This window comes from Rhodopirellula islandica, from assembly GCF_001027925.1.
GTDB classification, from domain to species: Bacteria; Planctomycetota; Planctomycetia; order Pirellulales; family Pirellulaceae; genus Rhodopirellula; species Rhodopirellula islandica.
Map to the genome: position 1 here is coordinate 99,623 of NZ_LECT01000025.1, position 19,591 is coordinate 119,213.

At 57.7% G+C, this 19,591-nt stretch carries 12 protein-coding genes; 6 read left to right on the top strand and 6 right to left on the bottom strand.

All coding sequences use genetic code 11. The features are described from left to right. Positions 1–17: 17 nt before the first annotated feature. From epmB to RISK_RS12610, 3 genes are all read left to right on the top strand, one after another. Positions 18–1,166, top strand: a complete 1,149-nt coding sequence (gene epmB / locus RISK_RS12600; RefSeq protein ID WP_047814656.1) for an EF-P beta-lysylation protein EpmB — start codon at positions 18–20, stop codon at positions 1,164–1,166. Between the two features lie 79 nt (positions 1,167–1,245). Further along, positions 1,246–2,991, top strand: coding sequence for an ABC transporter permease (locus tag RISK_RS12605; protein ID WP_047814657.1), 1,746 nt, complete (start codon positions 1,246–1,248; stop codon positions 2,989–2,991). A 713-nt stretch (positions 2,992–3,704) separates the two neighbouring features. Next, positions 3,705–4,778, top strand: coding sequence for an aldose epimerase family protein (locus tag RISK_RS12610; protein ID WP_047814658.1), 1,074 nt, complete (start codon positions 3,705–3,707; stop codon positions 4,776–4,778). A gap of 580 nt (positions 4,779–5,358) precedes the next feature. Here RISK_RS12610 and RISK_RS12615 read toward each other — a convergent pair. The 6 genes from RISK_RS12615 to RISK_RS12645 all read right to left on the bottom strand — a co-directional run bounded on the left by RISK_RS12615 (position 5,359) and on the right by RISK_RS12645 (position 14,984). Next, a complete protein-coding gene (locus RISK_RS12615; RefSeq protein WP_047814659.1) occupies positions 5,359–7,854 on the bottom strand; it encodes a S9 family peptidase in 2,496 nt (831 codons plus the stop codon). A gap of 523 nt (positions 7,855–8,377) precedes the next feature. Next, positions 8,378–9,805: a dihydrolipoyl dehydrogenase gene (gene lpdA, locus RISK_RS12625; protein WP_047814661.1), complete on the bottom strand. Its 1,428-nt coding sequence runs from the start codon at positions 9,803–9,805 to the stop codon at positions 8,378–8,380. A gap of 96 nt (positions 9,806–9,901) precedes the next feature. After that, positions 9,902–10,510, bottom strand: a complete 609-nt coding sequence (gene rpsD / locus RISK_RS12630; protein WP_063838440.1) for a 30S ribosomal protein S4 — start codon at positions 10,508–10,510, stop codon at positions 9,902–9,904. A gap of 198 nt (positions 10,511–10,708) precedes the next feature. Next, a complete protein-coding gene (locus RISK_RS12635; RefSeq protein ID WP_047814757.1) occupies positions 10,709–12,091 on the bottom strand; it encodes a Gfo/Idh/MocA family protein in 1,383 nt (460 codons plus the stop codon). Positions 12,092–13,177: 1,086 nt separating this feature from the next. Then, entirely contained in the window at positions 13,178–13,543 is a 366-nt protein-coding gene (locus RISK_RS12640) for a transcriptional regulator (RefSeq protein WP_236696253.1), read from the bottom strand. A 169-nt stretch (positions 13,544–13,712) separates the two neighbouring features. Continuing rightward, positions 13,713–14,984, bottom strand: a complete 1,272-nt coding sequence (locus RISK_RS12645; protein WP_173442656.1) for a family 16 glycoside hydrolase — start codon at positions 14,982–14,984, stop codon at positions 13,713–13,715. Between the two features lie 362 nt (positions 14,985–15,346). Between RISK_RS12645 and RISK_RS32595 the strand changes: the two genes are divergently transcribed. From RISK_RS32595 to RISK_RS12660, 3 genes are all read left to right on the top strand, one after another. Further along, positions 15,347–15,523, top strand: coding sequence for a DUF6800 family protein (locus RISK_RS32595; RefSeq protein ID WP_173442657.1), 177 nt, complete (start codon positions 15,347–15,349; stop codon positions 15,521–15,523). Between the two features lie 122 nt (positions 15,524–15,645). Beyond that, a complete protein-coding gene (locus tag RISK_RS12655; RefSeq protein ID WP_047814663.1) occupies positions 15,646–16,449 on the top strand; it encodes an ABC transporter ATP-binding protein in 804 nt (267 codons plus the stop codon). Between the two features lie 263 nt (positions 16,450–16,712). Then, entirely contained in the window at positions 16,713–19,571 is a 2,859-nt protein-coding gene (locus tag RISK_RS12660) for a Gldg family protein (RefSeq protein WP_047814664.1), read from the top strand. The last annotated feature ends 20 nt before the right edge of the window (positions 19,572–19,591 follow it).

Below are 19,591 nucleotides of genomic sequence, written 5' to 3' on the forward strand. Positions count from 1 at the left end.
CAAACGGAAAATAATCAGTGAACCGAGTCCTGGGAGGAAACGTTCGTGGGGGCAGTTTAGCGGCCAAAACCGAATTTGTCCCGGTGGGGGAACCGCCTCAAAACCAAGGTTCCGACGATGTTTCTGTGCAAAAAAGCGATGAGTTGAAACGAGAGTCCTTGCAAACCAAAGCACAACCCGAAACCGCGAATTGGCGTGGCTCGATGAAGCGGGCCCTTCGCTCGGTGGGGGAATTGCGCCAACACCTGAATTTGGACCCTCCAGCGGGTGTTCTCGACAACTCGCAGGTCGCCGAAGACCACGGTTTTCCCGTGTTTGTGCCGCTGGAATTTGCTTCGCGAATGAAGCCCGGCGACCCCAACGACCCGCTGTTGCGGCAAGTGTTGCCTGTGCCCAAGGAAGCCGTCTCGCCCGAGGGTTTCAGCAGTGATCCGGTGGGCGATTTGCACGCCGCCGTTGCACCGGGGTTGCTGCACAAATACCACGGTCGTGCACTCGCGATCACAACGGGCGCCTGCGGCATTCACTGTCGATATTGCTTTCGTCGCGAATTTCCGTACAGCGAAAACAGCAGTCGCGGCGACCACCTCGAGTTGGCCCTGAAATACCTGCGGGAGCAGGATTCGATCGAAGAGGTTCTGCTCAGCGGGGGCGATCCGCTAACGCTGACCGATGATTCGGTGGCCGATTTGATGCAGCAAATCGAGGCGATTCCGCACGTCCGCCGGTTGCGCTGGCACACGCGGATGCCGATTGTGATCCCGTCCCGAGTGACGAATGCATGGATCGAACGAATGCGATCCTCTCGATTGACTTCGTGGGTGGTCGTTCATTGCAATCATCCGGCCGAACTGGATGCCGAAACAGGCGCGGCGCTGATGCGATTGGTCGACGCGGGGGTTCCGGTTTTGAACCAAGCCGTCTTGTTGCGAGGCGTCAACGACGACGCGGAGGTGCTGGAATCGTTGTGCCGGAGGCTGATTGATTTGCGAGTGATGCCGTATTACTTGCACCAACTGGACAAAGTTCGTGGGGCGGCTCACTTCGAAGTCGACCAGGATCGTGGTCGCGCGCTGATCCGTGAGTTAGAATCGCGTCTGCCCGGTTTCGCCGTTCCCCGATTTGTGTGCGAGCAAGCCGGTCAAGCATCCAAGACACGGCTTTGATGGGAGTTCGTTCCGGTGAGGCAAAGCCAGGACGTGCCATTCGTGTTTCTGGGTTGATCGCCACTCATCGAGAATTGCATTGAACAAGCCGATCGCTGATTCGCCGATTTCCTCTGCCGCGACCTCCGGCAGTGTTTCCAATCCGGTGTCAGCATGGCTGCAAGCGTCGTTTGCGTCGGTCGTCAACGCCTTGCATTTCAATCCCGTCGCAGCGTTCCGTAACAACCCGGTCCTGCAACGAGAGTTGCTGGTCAATTTGCGAACGAACCGATCGTTCCTGCTGTTGCTGGTTTACCAAGTGGTGTTGGCCGCGGTCACCTTGGTGGCTTGGCCTGACGACGAGCGATTGGATCTCAGCCAGGACCCGCCCTCGGCGCGTCGTTTGGTCGATTTGTTTTTCCTTGGCCAATACGTGATTGCATCGTTGATGGCCCCCAGTTTCGCGGCGGGGACCATTTCCGGTGAGAAGGAACGGCAAACCTATGAGATGTTGCTGGCCAGCCCATTGAAGCCGAGTGCGATCGTGCTGGGCAAATTGGTCGCCGCACTGACCCATTTGGCGCTGCTGATTGTCGCGTCGCTGCCCATCATCGTGCTGTTCTTGCCGCTCGGTGGAGTCAGCGTCTACGAGGTCGCGGCGGCCTATCTGGGGCTGTTCATCTCGGTGGTGCTGTTTGGCGCGATCGGGGTGTTTTGCAGCAGCTACTTTTCACGGACCAGCAATTCGTTGGTGGTCAGCTACTTGCTGATTCTGCCGTTGGTGATCGGTGGCGTGTTGATGTGGCAGATGCTGGCCGGGGATGGTTTGTTGCGGCTCAAAGTGGTCGTGTTGGTGGTGCCCGCGTTTGCCCTGGCGGCCGTTACGCTGATGTGTGCCGCGGCGGCTTCCCGGATGCTGTATCCGCCGGACGTGGGCAGCGAAGGCAAGGAGGTCGTGGACCTGGAACAAGAAGCGGCGGAAGCCGTTGGGTTGGTGATTCAGCCCGATCAATTCCCCGATCGGTTGTTCGCACCGCCACGACGAGAAACGTTGATGGCCGATGGTGCCAACCCGGTTTATGACAAAGAGATTCACGGTGAGATCTTCAGCCAGGGCACGTTGATGCTGCGGTTGGTGATTCAGATCAGCATCTTGCTCGCGATCCCGTTGATGGGAGCACTGTTGTTTTGGCAAACCCCGCACGCCCCATGGTTCGCGGTCTATGTGATCGTGTTCAACATGTTGGTTGGTCCGGTGTTTCTGGCCGGGACGATGACCAGCGAACGTGAGCGGCAGACGTTGGATCTGTTGATCACAACCACGTTGTCGCCTTGGAAGATCTTTTGGGGCAAGTTCATCGTCGGCTTTCGGGTCGCGTTTGTACTGACCAGTTTCCTGGTTTGGCCGATGCTGCTGGGCGTGGGGCTGAACACGGATTTTTATTCCAGTTGGCCGTTGATCGTTGGTATGTTTGCGATCCCCGTTGTGGTCAGCATCGTCAACGCAGTGATCGCGATGACCGCCTCGCTGTATCAAGAACGCACGTCGATGGCCTTGATGACCACCTACCTGGCCTTGATCGTGTTGTACGTGGTTCCGCCGGGCGCTCGGGTGTTGGCGTCGACGCTGGGGCTGTCATCAACTGTTCAGCAGTGGATTGAATGGACGGGGGTGGCCAGTCCCTTCTCCGCTTTGTTTTCGCTGCCGATCGGACCGCTCTTGATGCGTGGAGATTCGTCTTACGCGGGGCAACCGGTGTTGGTGATCGGGTACTTCGTCTGCAGTTTGCTGATCATTGCGTTGGCGGCCTGCCTGATCGCCTGGAAGCTGCGCCCGAAGCATTAAGCAGGTCGGCTGGAATGATCGGGCACAACCATGTGAGCCATTTGGGCGTTGGCCCCGGTTGCGAAATGTTTGCTATTAACGATCTGATAGCGAATGCAATTTTTCTTCCGGCTTCTATCTTTCTTCATCCCGGTAGGAATTTCAGATGGTAGCCGGGGGTCGCTGCGTGGGACGTTCGAAAAACAAATGGTGGCTGGCGTCTGGGTTTCGCCCCGGATGGGGCCGTCGTGGGAGTTGGGGGCGTCCCTCGCTCACGCTTCGGGTTGTGATGGGTGGTCTTGGCCGACTCGGACGGCAAGAGTGCCCGTCCTACATTCGTTGAAACGTCGTTGGCGACTGAGTCGACAAGCCGTCAACATTTGACGCTCTGATAGCGGATGCAAATTTTCTTCCGGCTACCATCTGTCATCCCGGTAGGGATGAAAACTTGCGCAAACGAACACGCTCCACAACACCGAATATTTAGCAGTCCAGCGTTAGCCCCGGTTGCGCGTGAAAACCGTGGCTAACGCCAACGGCTCACATACCCGACGACACCTGCGTACCTGTTTAGGAAGGGGACAGAGCCACAGGGAAGCGGGGACGCGGGTGAGGTTCGAAAACGCTTGTCTCGGATCGGTGTCGGACCTTGCGGCCAGCCCGCGAAAATGACAGTCTACCGGGCCCGCGATTTGCGATTGAAATCCGTCTCCCTTCACCTGTTGCAGCGATTTATGAGCCTCGTCACGACTCCATTCGGCCAAACCAAGGACGGGAAACCAGTCCAGAAAATCACGCTGACCAATTCACACGGCCATCGTGTCTCGGTGATGAACTGGGGAGCATCGTTGCTCGAAGTGGAAGTGCCCGATCGCGATGGCAAGTTGGCGAACGTCAACATGGTGTTTGACTCGCTCGACCGATACCTGGATTCACATCCCGGTTTCGGAAGTTCGATCGGTCGGTTTTGCAATCGCATAGGCTTCGGCAAATTTGACATCGACGGCGAGGCTTACCAGGTCACCGTCAATCACGGCCAGCACTGCTTGCATGGCGGCGAAGTCAATTTTTCACACAAGTGGTGGGATGCTGATCTGGTTTCCGGAAAAGACGCCCATGGCAATCCGGAGGTTGGTGTTCGGTACAGCTTGGTCAGCCCCGATGGCGACGAAGGTTTTCCTGGGGAGGTGACCGTGACGGCGGAGTATCGCTGGAACGACGCCAGCGAACTGACGATCGAGTTCACCGCGACGACGACCAAGCCAACGCATGTGAATTTGACCAACCACAGCTACTGGAATTTGGCTGGGATCTCACCTGGCGACGGTGGAGCCAGCTCCGTGCGTGACTACCTGATGTTGTTGCACTGCAACGAGACATTGGATGTCGATGACGATTTGATCCCGACCGGATCGACGTCCCCGGTCGAGGGCACACCCTTTGATTTCTTGCATCCCGAAACGATCGGCAAACGAATCGAGCAGTTGCCTGCGACGAAGGGTTATGACCATTGCTATGTTGTCGCGGGAGAGCCTGGCACGCTACGACCGGCAGCTCGCGTGGTTGATCCCAAGAGCGGACGAACGTTTGAGATTGAAACAACTCAACCAGGCATGCAGCTTTACACCGCCAACCACTTGGGCGGCAACGCCTCGTCGGCCGGGCACAAGTCCCACGAAGCGTTCTGCTTGGAAACCCAACACGCGCCCGACGCATGCAATCGCCCCGAATTCAAAAGCACGCTGCTGCGTCCCGGTGACACGCTGAAAGAAACGACGGTGCACCGATTTGGTGTGGAAGCTGGTTGATTGGTTTTGGGCATTGAAAAAGCTAAATTGAAAATTGTAAATTTGAAATTTGCTTTGTAGCCGGGGGTTGCTGCGTCGCAGCGCACCCCCGGAAACGAAAAGCTCACCCCGACCCTGGAAGGGTCGCAGAGTCTTCGACCCTCTCAGGGTCGGGGATTGTCGGGTGCTTGAATCCGGTGGTGTTCACTGCGTTCAAACCACCGGCTACCGTCTGCAATCCCTTCGGGATGAAACTTTCGCAAACCGACATCCTCTGAAACGCCCAAACGTTTCGCAATTCAGCATTGGCCTGGGCTGTGTTTGGGAACTGTGGCGACCGCCAAGCGGCTCACATACCCGAAGACTCCTTCGTGCGTGTTAACCGGGCCTAACGGCCGTCGGCTCACGTGGTCGGTGCGGTAGTCGAAACCTACGACGGCCATTTTTCAATTTGCAATTGTCAATTTTACTTTTGCAATGACTGCCGCAGGTATACCGACGTGGTGCTTACGCCGATCGCAATGTTCTTTTGCCACTGCATCGCCGGCTTGAACGAGTGCGTGTTAACCGGGCCTAACGGCCGTCGGCTCACATGGGCGATCTACTTCAGATGCTGCAGGATGAAATGGGTCATCATCGTCCGCAGGTGGTAGCGAGTGCCTTCGCCCTCGCTGACCGAGTGGGTTCGTCCGGGATACGCCATCATCTCGAACTGTTTGTTCTCCGCGATCAGGCGATTGATCAGGCGGGCTGACGAGGCGTAGTGCACGTTGTCATCAGCGGTCCCGTGAATCAGTAACAACGGGTCGGACAAACCGCTGGCATGTGTGATCGGTGACCCCTCCACGAACGCATCGCGGTTCTCGGTGACCAATCCCATGTAGCGTTCTTGGTAGATCGTGTCGTAATCCAGTTGGTCTGGCACGGGCGCAATCGCGATGCCCATCGAGTACAGTTCCGGGAATTGGAACAAACCGTTCAGTGTCGATGAACCACCACCACTCCATCCCCACAGACCCACGCGATCGGGATCTAGAGCTGGGAAGTGTTTCAGCATCGCTTGGGTGGCATGGGCTTGGTCTGAGATGGAAAGACGCCCGATCTTTTTGTAGATCGATTGCCGGAATGATTTCCCGCGAGGCGCGTTGGCGCCGCGGTTGTCGACACTCGCAACAGCGATTCCATGTTGTGTCAGCAGGCGATGCCACAGGTAAGTGGTGCCGCCGTATTGGTCCAAGACAGTCTGTCCCGCGGGCTCGCCGTAGACATGAACCAGCAGCGGCGTGCTCTTCGGGTCCAGGGTCTCGGTTGTTCCATCGTTGCCAACCGGCATCATGATCCACACATCCAGTTCCACCTCCTTGGAGGCCGGGTCATCGGTGAATTCACCGATGGGCAGTCGCACAAATTCCGTGTGAACCGGAGCGAGCTTCTCAAGGGCGTCTTCCAGCTTCTCGTTGTCGGAAATGGCTTTCAGTGGCTTGTAGGGATCGAGCTGAACGAGTCTTTGCACCGGGGCGGAGTTGAAGTCCGACCAAGACTCGACGGCGTATTGAGCGGTGGGGCTGAATGAATAGGAGTACGTGCCGCCTTCTTCCGGCGAGACGCGTTGCGGGGTCGTCTTGGGTTGGCCGGCCAGTCCTTGCTCGAGCGACACGCGGTACAGGGCCCGTTGAGAGGGCTGTTCAGGTGATGCGATGAAGTCGATTCGGCTGCCGTCTTTGGCCACAGCGGCGAGGGAAATCACATCCCAAGAGCCGCCGGTGACCGGCGTGATTCGCGATGGCAGGTTGGATTCTTCTTCCAGCGATTCTGGGACAGGGATTTCGATGGCTTCGATGTGTTGCCATCCCGAACGTTCCGATAGCCACAGCAGTCGCGGCGACGGATCGCTCGAGGCGCCGCTTTCAAAGACGGAACTGGGCAGCCAGTGCAGTTCTCTTAGGTGCCGCACCCAAGCGTCGCTGACTTCGGTGTGAATGTTGACGCAGTGTCCTGTTTCAACATCGCAGAGGAAGACGTGGTTTTGATTTTGTTTTCGGTTGAGTTGCTGGATCAGCAGACGCTTGTTCGCATGTTTGAATTCGCTGGGCAGCCAGTCCACCGCGGCGATGTAGTGCTCGCGAGGATCGCCGGGCAGGTCCAGCCACATCGTTTTTTGGGACGCTTTGTCCCACACTCCGACCCGGGCGGCAGAGTTGGTTTGTCCGACCTTGGGGTAGGCGAATTCAATCGCTTGGGCATAACGCTCGGACGTGTTGTCGATCATGGTTTGAATCGGAACATCGTTGCTGTCCAGTTCCCAGAATGCCAGTTTTTGAGCGTTGGGGCTGAACCGGAATCCATTTCGCAAGCCGAGTTCTTCTTCGTAGACCCAGTCAAATGTTCCGTGGATGAGTTTGGGATCGTCCGAGCCCGCAATCATTTGAACGTCACCTGACTGGCAATCTTCCAAGTACAGATCGTTGTCGCGAACGAAGGCGATGGATTTTCCATCGGGAGCGAACGTCGCAAACATGGTTTGAGCTTCGGGAGCGTCTTCGCCACCGACTTTTCGCCAGGCTGTGTCTGCCGCATCATCGCTCACGTCTCGCAGCCAGTAGTCACCACGGGTGTGCTGTCGCCAGACTCGCCGGGTGTTGTTGTAGACGAGCAAGTAACGTCCGTCGTCCGAAAGCGTCCACTGGCTGATTTCGATCGGTTTGGGTTCGCTGGGGGACGCGTCATCCTCGTTGGATTCTGGATCGGCTGGCTCGGCAGGCAGCAAAAACGTTTCGCGAGGAACGGCGGTGGTCGCTTCCAAATCGGGAATGGAGAGCTGGTTCAGTGCCGGCCCTTCTTTGCCGGGCTGGCGTTCCCACAGGATGTCTTCGGTGTTGTCCCAGGTCAGCGTGCGCGATTTGGATCGGAAGTCGGATGTCTTGAAAAGCCGACGGAGCGAAAGGACCGCTGGATCTTTCTTGGGCGGTGCTGGAGGGGCCTGAGTTTGCTCGGTCGAATCCGCCATCGCAGGCGAGATTGTGTTGGGGAGATGACCGAAGAAGCCGGCGGTCAGAGCAAGCGTGGCGGTCAGGACAATACGTCGGCGGACGAGCATGCAACACCTTTGTGGTCGGGAGAGAAGGCATTCAGTTTGCCTTGTCCCACTCGCCGTTTCCAGTGTTTGCAAAAGAAACCGAAGCAGCGGAAGAAACCAAGCCAGCAATCGCCCCCGAAGGTTGGACGCATGAAGCCTCGTATTGCTTTGCAACGCGGAAGGCCTGCAAAGAACGCCAAAGGAATCACAGAGCGCACAGAGCAACCTTCGAGCCTGCCAACATTCATCGATCAAGTTCGATGCTTGTTTTGTGAGTTCTGTGTCTCGGTGGCAAACTCCGCCGACGTTCGTGGACGACTAAGCAGGTACGCAGGTGTCATCGGGTATGTGAGCCGTTGGCGTTCGCCACGGTTTTCACTCGCAACCGGGGCGAATGCCCAATCGGCTCGCAGAGTGAACCCCAATCATTCCTGCCCACCTGCTTCAGAGCGGGGCGATTGCAAATTGGCAATTGGTGGTGACGTGTTTGGCACCACCTGTGGTCCTGTGGCCCTGTGGTCCTGAGCCACTTTCTCACTTCCGATCACTTCCGTTTTGGTTTGTAGATCTCGGTGGCGGTTCCAAAGTGGACTTCACCGGCGTTCATCAACGTTTCGCTGAGCGTTGGGTGGGGGTGAACGGTCTCGGTGATGTCAGTGACTTCGCAGCCCATTTCGATGGCCAGCACGGCTTCGGCGATCAGTTCGCCGGCTCCGGTGCCGACGATGCCGCAGCCCAGCACGCGATGGGTTTCCGGGTCGACCAACCACTTGGTCAAGCCGTTGGTCACGCCAATGGCTTGAGCACGACCGCTGGCGGCCCAAGGGTAAACCTCGACGTCGACCTTGCGGCCGGCGGCTTTGGCTTCGCCTTCGGTCAGGCCGGCCCAAGCGATTTCGGGATCGGTGAACACGACGGCTGGGATGGCCGCCTTGTCGAAGGCGACGTTCTTGCCAGCCAGCACTTCTGCGGCGACGCGGCCTTCATGGGTGGCTTTGTGGGCCAGCATGGGGTCACCGGCGACATCGCCAATGGCCATGATGTTGGGGTCAGCGGTGCGTTGTTGTTCATCGCAAACGATGAAGCCACGTTCGTTGACTTCGACTTGCGTGTTTTCCAAACCGAGCCCGCGGGTGACGGGACGACGTCCGATGCTGATCAGGACTCGGTCGTAGGATTCGGTGCCGAACTTGCTGGGACCTTCGAAGCTGACCACAACCTTGTCACCGTCTTCGGCCAGCGATCCGACCTTGGTGTTCAGGAACACGCGGCCGTCGCACATCTTGTCGATCTTCTTCGCCAGCGGTTTGACCAGGTCGCGGTCGGCACCGGGAAGCAGCGATTCGCCCAGTTCAACGACGCTGACCTTGGAACCCAGGTGAGCGTAGACGGTGCCCATTTCGAGGCCGATGTAACCGCCACCGACGACCAGCAGGTTTTCAGGGATGTCTTTGAGTGCCAGTGCACCGGTGCTGTCCATGACTCGGTCGCTGCCGATGTCAAAGGCGGGGGGCATGGCGGGAACACTGCCCGTGGCAATGATGCACTTGTCGAAGGTCAGGCGTCCGCCTTCGGGGATCGATTTGTGATCACCTTCGAGTTGCAGTTCGTTGGAGCTGACGAACGAACCGCGAGCTTGGATGACGGTGACGTTGCGGCGTTTGGCCAGCCCGCCGAGTCCGCCGGTCAGGTTGTCGATGACTTTGTCTTTGCGAGCCCGGACGACATCGACGTCGATCTTGGGTGCGCCGGAGTACTCGATGCCCCACTCGGCTTTCAGGTCTTCGACTTCACTGATGACCTTGGCCACGTGAAGCAATGCTTTGCTGGGGATGCAGCCCCGGATCAGGCAGGTGCCGCCGAGGCGAGGTTCCGCTTCGACGATTGTGACTTCCATTCCTTCGTCAGCAGCCAAGAAAGCCGCCGCGTATCCACCGGGGCCACCACCGAGAACGACAACCGGAGCGTGCATGATTGAAACCAGAGCAAAAAAGAGACGAGTGCGGGAAAGGAAACGGCCGCGTGAAGAACACGCGGCCGATGAGTAGCAATCCGTTGTTGACCCGCGTTAGCGAGACAAGAATTCGACGACGCTGTTAGCGTCGACGGGCAGGCTGATGTCAACCGCGCCTGGCAGAGACAGGACAGTCGCTCGCAGCGTTTCGCTGTCGAACGAGACCCAGTCCAGTCCGTCTGGTGGCGAGTTGGCGATCACGCCACGGTACAGATTCTTCAGGTTTTCGCGACCGCGAACTTCGATCAAGTCGCCAGCGCGAAGCATGTAGCCGGGCTTGGTGACCTTCACGCCGTTGACGCAGAAGTGACCGTGTGTGATGCCCTGACGAGCTTGGGGGCGAGTCTTGGTGAAACCGACGCGACGGACAACGTTGTCCAAGCGACGCTCGCACATGAGCAACAACAATTCCCCGGTGTTGCCCGATTTACGGCCAACGTTCTCAAAGTAACGACGGAGTTGGCGTTCGCCCAATCCGTAGTAGTGTTTGATCTTTTGCTTTTCCATCAAAGCCGCACCGTAGTTACTCGGGCGACGACCGCGAGTGTGCATGCCTGGTGGCTGCGGGCGACGGTCCATCGCACGGGCTGCGCCGGCTGTTTCGTAAAGCATCGTGCCGAGGCGGCGGTTGATGCGGGCTTTTGGTCCTGTGTAACGTGCCATCGTGACTTTCACAGTTGTGCCGGACGTCGCGACTGATCGCGACATGCAGCGGGGAATTGCGGCGTGTTCCTTCGTGATGTCCGCCTATGGACTCACGTGTTCACGCCAGAATTTTGAAAACGGGGCCGCAAGTGTCGTCGTTGGGCCTGGTTTTGACAAGAGGAATGAAAGTCAATCGATCGCAGAATCGACCGGATTTCAGCTCGCCGCGTGGGTTTCGGCTGAAAATCCTGCTCGCGACTTGCGACTCATCAGCCCGTTGGCTTGCTCGTCGTCGATAAATCGCTCGGCTTTCGGGTCCCATTTCAATTCACGGCCCAACATCAACGCAAGGTTGCACAGGTGACAGGACGTCATTGTGCGGTGGTGCGACCACACGTCTGAGATCGGCTGACCGCCGTCCTCAATGCAGGCAAAAAAGTTGGCCATGTGGCTCATTGCCTTTTTCCCTTTGCGTAGCTCTGCGATTTTTGCGTCCAGTTTCGCGTTGTCTTCCTCGGTCAGGCTGTCGACTGGAGCACCCGTCAGTTTGCCACGGTTGACGAAGATCCGTCCCTTGTCGCCTTCGAACAGGATTCCGTTGGGGAAATCGATGTTCTCCTCTTCGCGTTGGTAGTGGTTGGTAACCACCATCTTGGATCCGCTTTCAAACGTCAGTTCGATGTTGAAACTCGTGGCCGTGTTGTAGCCGTTGGGCAGCGAGGCTTCGCCGTCGAAAAACGAGTTCCAGTTGAAGTCCGCGGGAACGGTTTTGGGGAATTCACCGGTGCCGTTGATCGTGGTGGGGCCGTCCTCGCCAGGAGCCAATGCCCACTGAGCGATATCGATGTGGTGAGCGCCCCAGTCCGTCATTTTGCCGCCGGAATACTCGAAGAACCAACGGAAGTACTTGCGGCGTTCTTCGCAATAATCAGCCTTTGCCGCGGGGCCGACCCACAGGTTCCAGTCCAGGTCCTCGGGGGCCTGTGTGGTTTCAAAAGGCCCGTCACCGGGGGCGCCGCCGATGGCGATGTAGGCGTTGACGTTGTCGCCCACGTAGCCCGACTGGACCATCGCGATGGCTTTTTGGAACAAGTCGCCTGAGCTGCGCTGCTGGGTTCCGACTTGGAACACACGGCCGGTTTCTTCGACGACTTTGCGGATTTGTTTGCCTTCATCGATGGTCAAGGTCAGCGGTTTTTCGCAGTACACATCCGCGCCACTTCGCAGGCAGGCAATCGCAATCGGCACATGCCAGTGGTCCGGGGTTCCGATCGTGACGACGTCGGGTTTTTCCTTTTCCAACATCTCGCGGTAGTCGCGGTACTTGTTCAGTTTGCCGTCGAAATCTTGATTGAACTCCTCGGTGTGCAAATCGTCGACATCGCAGACCGCCACCATGGTCGCGAATTTGGCAGCTCCGCGAGCGATCGATCCACCTCGGTTGTAACGCCCGCGACTGCCCCCAACTCCGATCGCTGCCAAGCGAAGTTTCTTGGTCTCTTCCGCCGCAATCAGCTTGGAAGTGGCGGTCATGGTTGAACCAGCGACGGCGCCTGCCAAGGCGCTGGTTTTCAAGAATCCACGGCGTGAAGGTTGCATCGAATGGGGCTCCGGGGAAAGGTGGGGGCGAAGTGCGACGGGATCGTGATTGGCATTGAAGCTGCCGCTCACTGACGCTTGCAGGGGGAATGATAACCCAAGGGAGCGGGCGACGGGAATCGTCTGCAGACGTGGGAGGGTGGGATACGCCAGGGCTGATTGCAAATTGCAAGGTGAACCTTGCAGTTCGAATTTGGGTGGGTCGGCTGGATTGATTGGAGGCAACGATGTGAGCCGTTGGCGTTAGCCTCGGTTGCTAAATCTTTGCTATTGGCGCTCTGATAGCGGACGCAAATTTTCTTCCGGCTTCTGTCATCCATCCCGGTAGGGATGTCAGATGGTAGCCGGGGGGCGCTGCGTAGCAGCACACCCCCGGAAATCGTGCCTGCCAAAACACTCTCCATCCCGCCGTGGGGTTTGCATGTCCAGCGGTGGCGCTATCGCTTACCGACGGCTACCATCTTGCATCCCTACCGGGATGAAAACTTGCGCAAGCGACAATACTCTCCAACCCCAAATGTTCAGCAGTCCAGCGTTAGCCTCGGTTGCGCGCAGTAACCGTGGCTAACGCCAGCGGCTCAGGTTCGGTGCAATAACCGTGGCTCACGTTCGGTGTGACAACCGTGGCTCAGTTTCAGTGCACCGCCTCTGGCACGCCTTCGGGGTTTTGCTGTCCTGAGAACATGTCCATTTCCGGGGCCTGACGACCCCGGCAATGGCTATGTCGGCCCATCCGGGCCTGGTGCGTGACGTAACCATGGCTAACGCCAGCGGCTCAGGTTCAGTGTAATAACCGTGGCTAACGCCAGCGGCTCACATATTCGAAGGTGGCCGTGGAGGCAGGGCAGCCGATTTGCAATTTGCCATGAAGGGTCAAATCTGCAGGCCAGGTCTCAACTGAGCAACCGTATTCAATGCTTTGGGGGGAGGGGAGCATTGTGTGAGGTCCACGGGCCTCGCGAGCCCATCGTTGATCGGCCGTTGACCAACGCCAGTTGTGACCTGCCCTGCAGCGTTGTCGTGGATCGCTCCGTCGATCCAACGCTGGGGGAAAATTGAGTTGGACCGGGTGGTGGTCCAGCTCAATCAGTCCAGCTCGACCATTTCAACGGGCATGATCACGTCGTCAGCGTCGAGCAGTTGAAAGTTGCTGCAACGAGACAAGTGAAATTGGCGTGGTTCTTCGCGGCACAGGCACAGGCCGAGAAAACGGTCCGCGGCACCGAAGCGGATCGGGCTGACGGTTCGACGAGTTCGCTTGCCTTTGGAGTCAACGTAATCCAGTTGCACGACAAATCGATCGCTGTCCGCCATCGCGGTCCGCAAGACTTTCGCGGGGCTCCACTTCGTGTTGGCTCGTTGGCAGACTCGGCCGTGGGCACGGGCGAACGTTTCGCTGGCGGGGGCGAAAGATGCGGTCGATGCGGCGGGGGAAAGCGTTGCAACTGACATGGAGGGTGGTCCGATGGAACTTGGCGGCGGTGAATCAAACTTCGATGTTGGTATCATCGCCACCGCCGTGACACGTTAGGTCACGAGCGAGCACGGAGCGGGAAGACCCCAGCGTGAATCAAGAAAACAGCGTGAATCAAGCGACCAGATGGTTCCCCGTCGGCCGCCATCAAGGCTTTCGCTGCTTCACGTATTCAACGGCGGTCGTGCCGAGGTCAGGATCCAGCAATCCGATTTGCTTGCCCTCCAGCAACGCGTTTTCGACCGCTTGTCGGCCGTCCAGGACACGGTGAGCGATCCAGACGGCGCCCACGCGATTGGCGGACGCGCAGTGCAGGAGGATTTGGGCATCGTGCCGAGCGGTTTTGAGCAATTCGCGGATTCGGTCGATCTTTTGATCCGTCATTTGTTGGTGCCCACCGAATCGAATCGCATGGAATTCCAGGCCCGCTTCTTTCACGAGCGCTTCGTCGTCAAAGTCCAGTTCGCGTTCGCTGCGAAGTGTGATCACTCGAGTCACGCCCGCTTTTTTGGCGGCAGCCAGGCCTTGTGCATCGGGTTGTCCGGCCAGCCAAATTGGGCCGGCGCGGTGGACGTTTCGGGTGCCGGGGAGTTCCGCTTTTTCCAGTTTGTGATTGGCGTCCCGCTTGCCAGCGTTTTTCCATCCGCCTTGCGGCACAATCTTTTCCGCGTTGTCAGGGATCTCGACTGAGTCATCCGGTTTGGCCGTCGGTGCCAGGCGTTTGACGAAGAAATTGCGATAGCGAATTTCCATCGGCGGACCGACGTGAACCTGCACCCCAATGCGTCCCGAGAGGGATCGGCCCTTCGGGTCCATGTCAAAATGATCGGCAGTCAGCTGGCCATCGATCCAGTGTTGGTGATGGTTGCCGACCACGCGGACTTTGTAGCGGTGCCAGGTTTCAGGGGCGAACTGGGGTGGTTCCGACGATTTCACGACCCAGCCTTGTCCATTGGCATCGGTGACGACCTTTTCACCGGTGTGACACAGGATTCGTCGGCCGCGTTCCTCGTACAGCATGCCGTTGTACTTGGGGTTGGCCGCGACCACATCACACTGGTAGCCGACCATGACATTCGGGCCGAGGTCTTCGCGGACCTCGCTGCGGTACTGGATTCCGCTGTTGCCGCGGGGGCTGACCCACACGTCAACTTCCAGTTCAAAGTCTTCGGCCGGGGGGAATTTTGACGTGATGAAGCGATTGACCTTCACCGATCCATCCGTCGTGCCGGTCAAAACGCCGTCTTTCAGCGTCCAGTCGTCGAGACTGCCTTCCCAGGCATCTGCGAGCGGGCCGTCGAGCAGCGATTCGGATCCAGCCGGAGTTTCGCGAGGTGTTCCGGCAGCCGGATCGGCCGCGGATGCCGGTGAGAGTTGTGATGCCGTGAGCAAAATGGTGGCCAACAGGGCGAGCGCCATTGGCCGCGGCTTCGATGATGGGGGACCGGAGGGCTCGCGCCCAGCCGCTAAAATCGTTGGCAGAATCCGGCTAATTGATAGCGGAAGGGCGCGAGCCCTCCGGTGTATCCGTCGGCTTCGATCGAAAGGAGTCTGGCACAAGCGACTCATGCGGGGGAACTCGTCGAAAGGTGGGGAGATCGGGGTGAGGAGGACTGAACGCCAATGATAGCCCGTGATTCCGCCGATTGACCCCTTTCGCATTGACCACCGAGCGCGATAATGCCCGATTCGCCTGGCGGTCCGGGCGGGTGGTCCCTTATTTCGGGACCCTTCTGGACCGTATTTCTGAATCAACACTCATCACAACGGAAGCAATCCTCATGGCAGGAACCGAACGTCGTCGCGAAATTTCACGTCTGCGAGCCCGTCGCAAGAAAACCATCAACCTGTTGCAACGCGTGAAAGCCGGCACGATGGAAAAAACCGAAGCCGCTCGCAAGCTTCGTAAGTTGACCCCCGGTGCGGACGTCATTATCAAACGCGAAGGCCTTGCCTGATCGTTGTTTCGCCCGCGGTTTGAAGTTGCGAGCGTTCAAAAGTTGCGAACCGAACGCGACCTTGCCGCGTAGCAATCGCTCTTGAACCATTTCTTCCACGATAGAAGACGGGTACGACACTGATGGCAACAGCCACAACGGCGGACACGACGACCTCCCCCGAATCCACTGCGGGCGGTCGAAAACCCATGATCGAAGCGGTGGGGCTGAGTAAATTTTATGGCCCCTTCGCGGCCGCGCGCGATGTCACCTTCAATGTCGGTGAGGGTGAACTGGTGGCCTTTCTGGGCCCCAACGGTGCCGGGAAAAGCACGACGATGAAGATGTTGACCGGCTACATCGCTCCCAGCGAAGGCTTTGCTCGGATCGCCGGTCACAACATGATGGACGATCGCATCGCGGGCAGTCGTCGGCTGGGATACTTGCCCGAAAACGGGCCCCTGTATCCCGAGATGACGCCCAAAGGGATGCTGGAATTCTTCGCCGATGCTCGCGGTTTGTCACCTCGCATCAAACGCGATCGGATCGACGCGGTGGTCGACATCTGTGACCTGTCGTCGGTGATGTACAAACCGATCAGCAAACTGTCCAAGGGTTTCAAGCAACGGGTCGGGATGAGCCAAGCTCTGCTGCACGAACCCGATGTGTTGATCATGGACGAACCCACCGCCGGTTTGGACCCCAACCAAATTCGCGGCGTCCGGAAAACGATGCGACGACTCAGCGAGACCAAAACGATCTTGCTCAGCACGCACATTCTGCAAGAAGTCGAGGCGATGGCCGATCGAGTTGTGATGATCAACGAAGGTCGCATGGTCTACGACGGTTCGGTCGAAGGTTTGCGAACGACCGGCAAAGGCGACCTGGACGAAGCGTTCCATCACTTGACCGGACAATCCGAATCCGAGCCTGACGAAAAGGCTTGAGTCTCGCACTCCGATTTGAGTTTGAAACCGAGTTCGACCTGAATTCGGTTTTGGCTCGGAACAGTGACGGCACCGAACATTCGATTCGCAGCCTGTTCTGATGCCGAGCAACGACACATTCTGACATTGATCTTCCGCGATCGAATGAGCGGCGAAAGCGTGAGGGGCCCGTCCCATCCTGTTTTCACCCGAGGCGTTTTCTTCGCGTCTCCGCTACGTTCGTTCCTGAACCCACACTCCAACCCCTGTTTTCCAGTACCACCATGGCGCTCAACAACGTCTCGATGGCCTTGATCAGCTTGCTCACGAAAGATGCAATCTTTCTGTTGATCTTGTTGATGATCGTTTCTGCATTGGCTCGCACCAAACAAGCCGCCTTCGCGGTGATGAAGCGAAACTTCATTGGCTATTTCAGCAACCCGACCGGATACGTCTTCCTCTGTATCTTCGTGTTCCTGACCTCGGTTGCCGCGTTCTGGCCTTACGAGTTCTTCAACTCGAACTTGGCCACGTTGGATCAGCTGAACTACTGGTTCCCCGTGATCATGCTGGTCTTCATCCCCGCGATCACGATGAGCATCTGGGCCGAAGAAAAACGGCAGGGCACTGACGAGTTGTTGCTGACATTGCCCGCCGATGACTTTGACATCGTGATCGGGAAGTACATGTCGGCCGCGGCAATTTTCACCTCCTCGCTGTTGTTCAGCCAACTCAGCACGTTCACCACGCTGGCGATCCTCACCGAAGGCAGTCTCGACACGGGACTGATCTTCACGACTTACTTGGGGTATTGGTTCGTCGGATTGGCAATGATCGCGATCGGCATGATCGCCTCGTTCTTGACCGGTAACCTGACGGTGGGCTTCATCCTCGGTGCGTTGTTCAATGCTCCGCTGGCATTCGCTTCGCTAGCCGACTCGGTCAGCCCCAGCCAACGTGTGGCGGAATGGGTTCGTGACAGCGGCATCGCTCGTCCGTTTGATGACTTCGGCCGCGGCGTGATCAGTTCTTCGTCGATCATCTACTTCATTCTGGTCGCTGCGGTGGCTTTGTACGTCTGCATGGTTTTGATCGGACGTCGTCACTGGACCGGTGGCAAAGACGGCAACTCGATGGCCTGGCACTATGTCGCTCGTTCATTGGCGCTCGTGTTGTTCACCGTTGGTGCGGTGATGCTGTTCCGCAGCAAAGACGTTGTGCGGGCGGACATGACCGAGGGCAAGGTCAGCTCCTTGGCCGATGCCACCAAGACTCTGATTCGTGAGCTCGACGACGATCGGCCGATCGTGATCGACGCGTTCATCAGCAAAGAGGTCCCTGAACTGTATGCCAAGACTCGTTATGAGCTGGTCAATCTGCTGAAGGAATTTCGCAGTGAGGCGGCCAAGAACGGACGCACCATCGAAGTCAATTTGTACGACGGCATCGACTTGTTCAGTGAAGACGCGGCCCTGGCCGCAGATCGCTTTGGGATCGAACCGGTCACACGGATGTTCCGTGAGAAAGGGGCTTACACTCAAAAGCAATTGATCCTTGGTGCCGCGTTCCGTTCGGGGCTCGAGAAAGTCACCGTGCCGATCTTTGAATACGGCATCCCGGTGGAATACGAACTCGTTCGCAGTATCAACACCGTTGCTCGTGGCACTCGGAAACGACTGGGGATTGTCGCCACCGACGCTCGCTTGATGGGTGGCACGGTCATGAATGGCATGTCCATGCAGCGGATTGAAAAGCACCCGTTGATCGACGAACTTGCCAAGCAATACGACGTCGAAGAAGTCGACCTGTCCGGTCCGATCACGCCCGGCGTGTACGACGCCTTGGTGGCGGTTCAGCCTTCGTCGCTGGCACCCCAACAATTCGATCGTCTGACTGCCGCCATTCAAGCCGGTGTTCCCACAGCGATCTTCGAAGACCCGCGTCCCATTGGCGCTCAGTACGTTACTGCAACCGGTGATGCCAAACAGGCACAGGGCGGCATGTTCGGTGGCGGTGGTGCTTCGCCCAAGGGTGACATCCGTCAATTGTGGGATGTGTTGGAACTCAATGTTCCTGGCCAACCTGGCATGCAAGGTCTGTTCAGCCCCGAGTTGGTTTGGCAGCAGCACAATCCCTACCCCAACCTCGACACGGCCAACGAACTTTGGTTGTTCATCGATGAGCAAGCGCGTGGGGTTCAGCCCGGCGAAGCGCTCAGTGACGACAGCCCGATCACCAGTGGTTTGCGTCAGGTGCTGGCCATTCTCGGCGGTGCGGTCTACGCCAAGAAAGACGCGACGCTCAAGCACACCGCGTTGCTTTCAACCGGACCTCTGTCAGGAACATTGCCATCGCAAGTGGTGGGGCAAGTCATGACGGGGCAAACGACGCTCGCGCAAGAGATTCAAGGCGTCAATCCAAACGTGCCGATCGCGATGGCGATTGAAGCGAACAAGTCAGCAGAAGGCAGTGACTCCGAAGCCGCTGGCATCAAGGCCGTTTACGTGGCTGACATGGACATCATCCTGCCGGAGTTCTTGCTCATTCGGGCGGATCCCGACCAAATCTCGGACATGCGGTTCCAATTCCAAAACGTGACGTTCGCACTGAACGTGATCGATTGGTTGACCGGTGACACGAGCTTCATCGATGTTCGAAATCACGAGCCCATCTACGCCAGCTTGCGAATGATTGACTCGGTCAAAGAAGAAGCGGCCAGCCTGGTACGCAAACGAAGCCGTGAATTCCAGACGCAGTACGATGAAACGATTCGTGAGGCTCAGGAAAAGAGTGACCAAGAAGTGCAAGCGTTGCGTGAGGAGATCGAGAAGCTGCAAGAGGATCGTGAGACCGGTTCCGTTCCGCAGAGTGTTCTGCGTGAAAAGCTGACCGCGTTCCAGATCAAGCAAGCGAACCAGCAACGGATCTTGGATGTTCAGCAAGCTAAATTGCAGAACGAACGAGAGCAAAAGATCCAAGACGTTCGTCGCGAAGCGGAGCAAGAAGTCACCGCGATTCAGAATCAAGTCAAAACGGCTGCAGTGATTCTGCCCTGCATCCCGCCGTTGATCGTCGGCATCATGGTGTTCGCCTCACGTCGTTTGCGTGAACGCGAAAACATCAGCAAAAGCCGCCTGAAATAACTTCTCAATCAATCAAACAA

Excerpts from the sequence above, each read along its gene's own strand:
- RISK_RS12610 (WP_047814658.1), top strand. The coding sequence starts at position 3,705 with ATGAGCCTCGTCACGACTCCATTCGGCCAAACCAAGGACGGGAAACCA.
- RISK_RS12615 (WP_047814659.1), bottom strand. The coding sequence starts at position 7,854 with ATGCTCGTCCGCCGACGTATTGTCCTGACCGCCACGCTTGCTCTGACC.
- lpdA (WP_047814661.1), bottom strand. The coding sequence starts at position 9,805 with ATGCACGCTCCGGTTGTCGTTCTCGGTGGTGGCCCCGGTGGATACGCG.
- rpsD (WP_063838440.1), bottom strand. The coding sequence starts at position 10,510 with ATGGCACGTTACACAGGACCAAAAGCCCGCATCAACCGCCGCCTCGGC.
- RISK_RS12635 (WP_047814757.1), bottom strand. The coding sequence starts at position 12,091 with ATGCAACCTTCACGCCGTGGATTCTTGAAAACCAGCGCCTTGGCAGGC.
- RISK_RS12640 (WP_236696253.1), bottom strand. The coding sequence starts at position 13,543 with ATGTCAGTTGCAACGCTTTCCCCCGCCGCATCGACCGCATCTTTCGCC.
- RISK_RS12645 (WP_173442656.1), bottom strand. The coding sequence starts at position 14,984 with ATGGCGCTCGCCCTGTTGGCCACCATTTTGCTCACGGCATCACAACTC.
- RISK_RS32595 (WP_173442657.1), top strand. The coding sequence starts at position 15,347 with ATGGCAGGAACCGAACGTCGTCGCGAAATTTCACGTCTGCGAGCCCGT.
- RISK_RS12655 (WP_047814663.1), top strand. The coding sequence starts at position 15,646 with ATGGCAACAGCCACAACGGCGGACACGACGACCTCCCCCGAATCCACT.
- RISK_RS12660 (WP_047814664.1), top strand. The coding sequence starts at position 16,713 with ATGGCGCTCAACAACGTCTCGATGGCCTTGATCAGCTTGCTCACGAAA.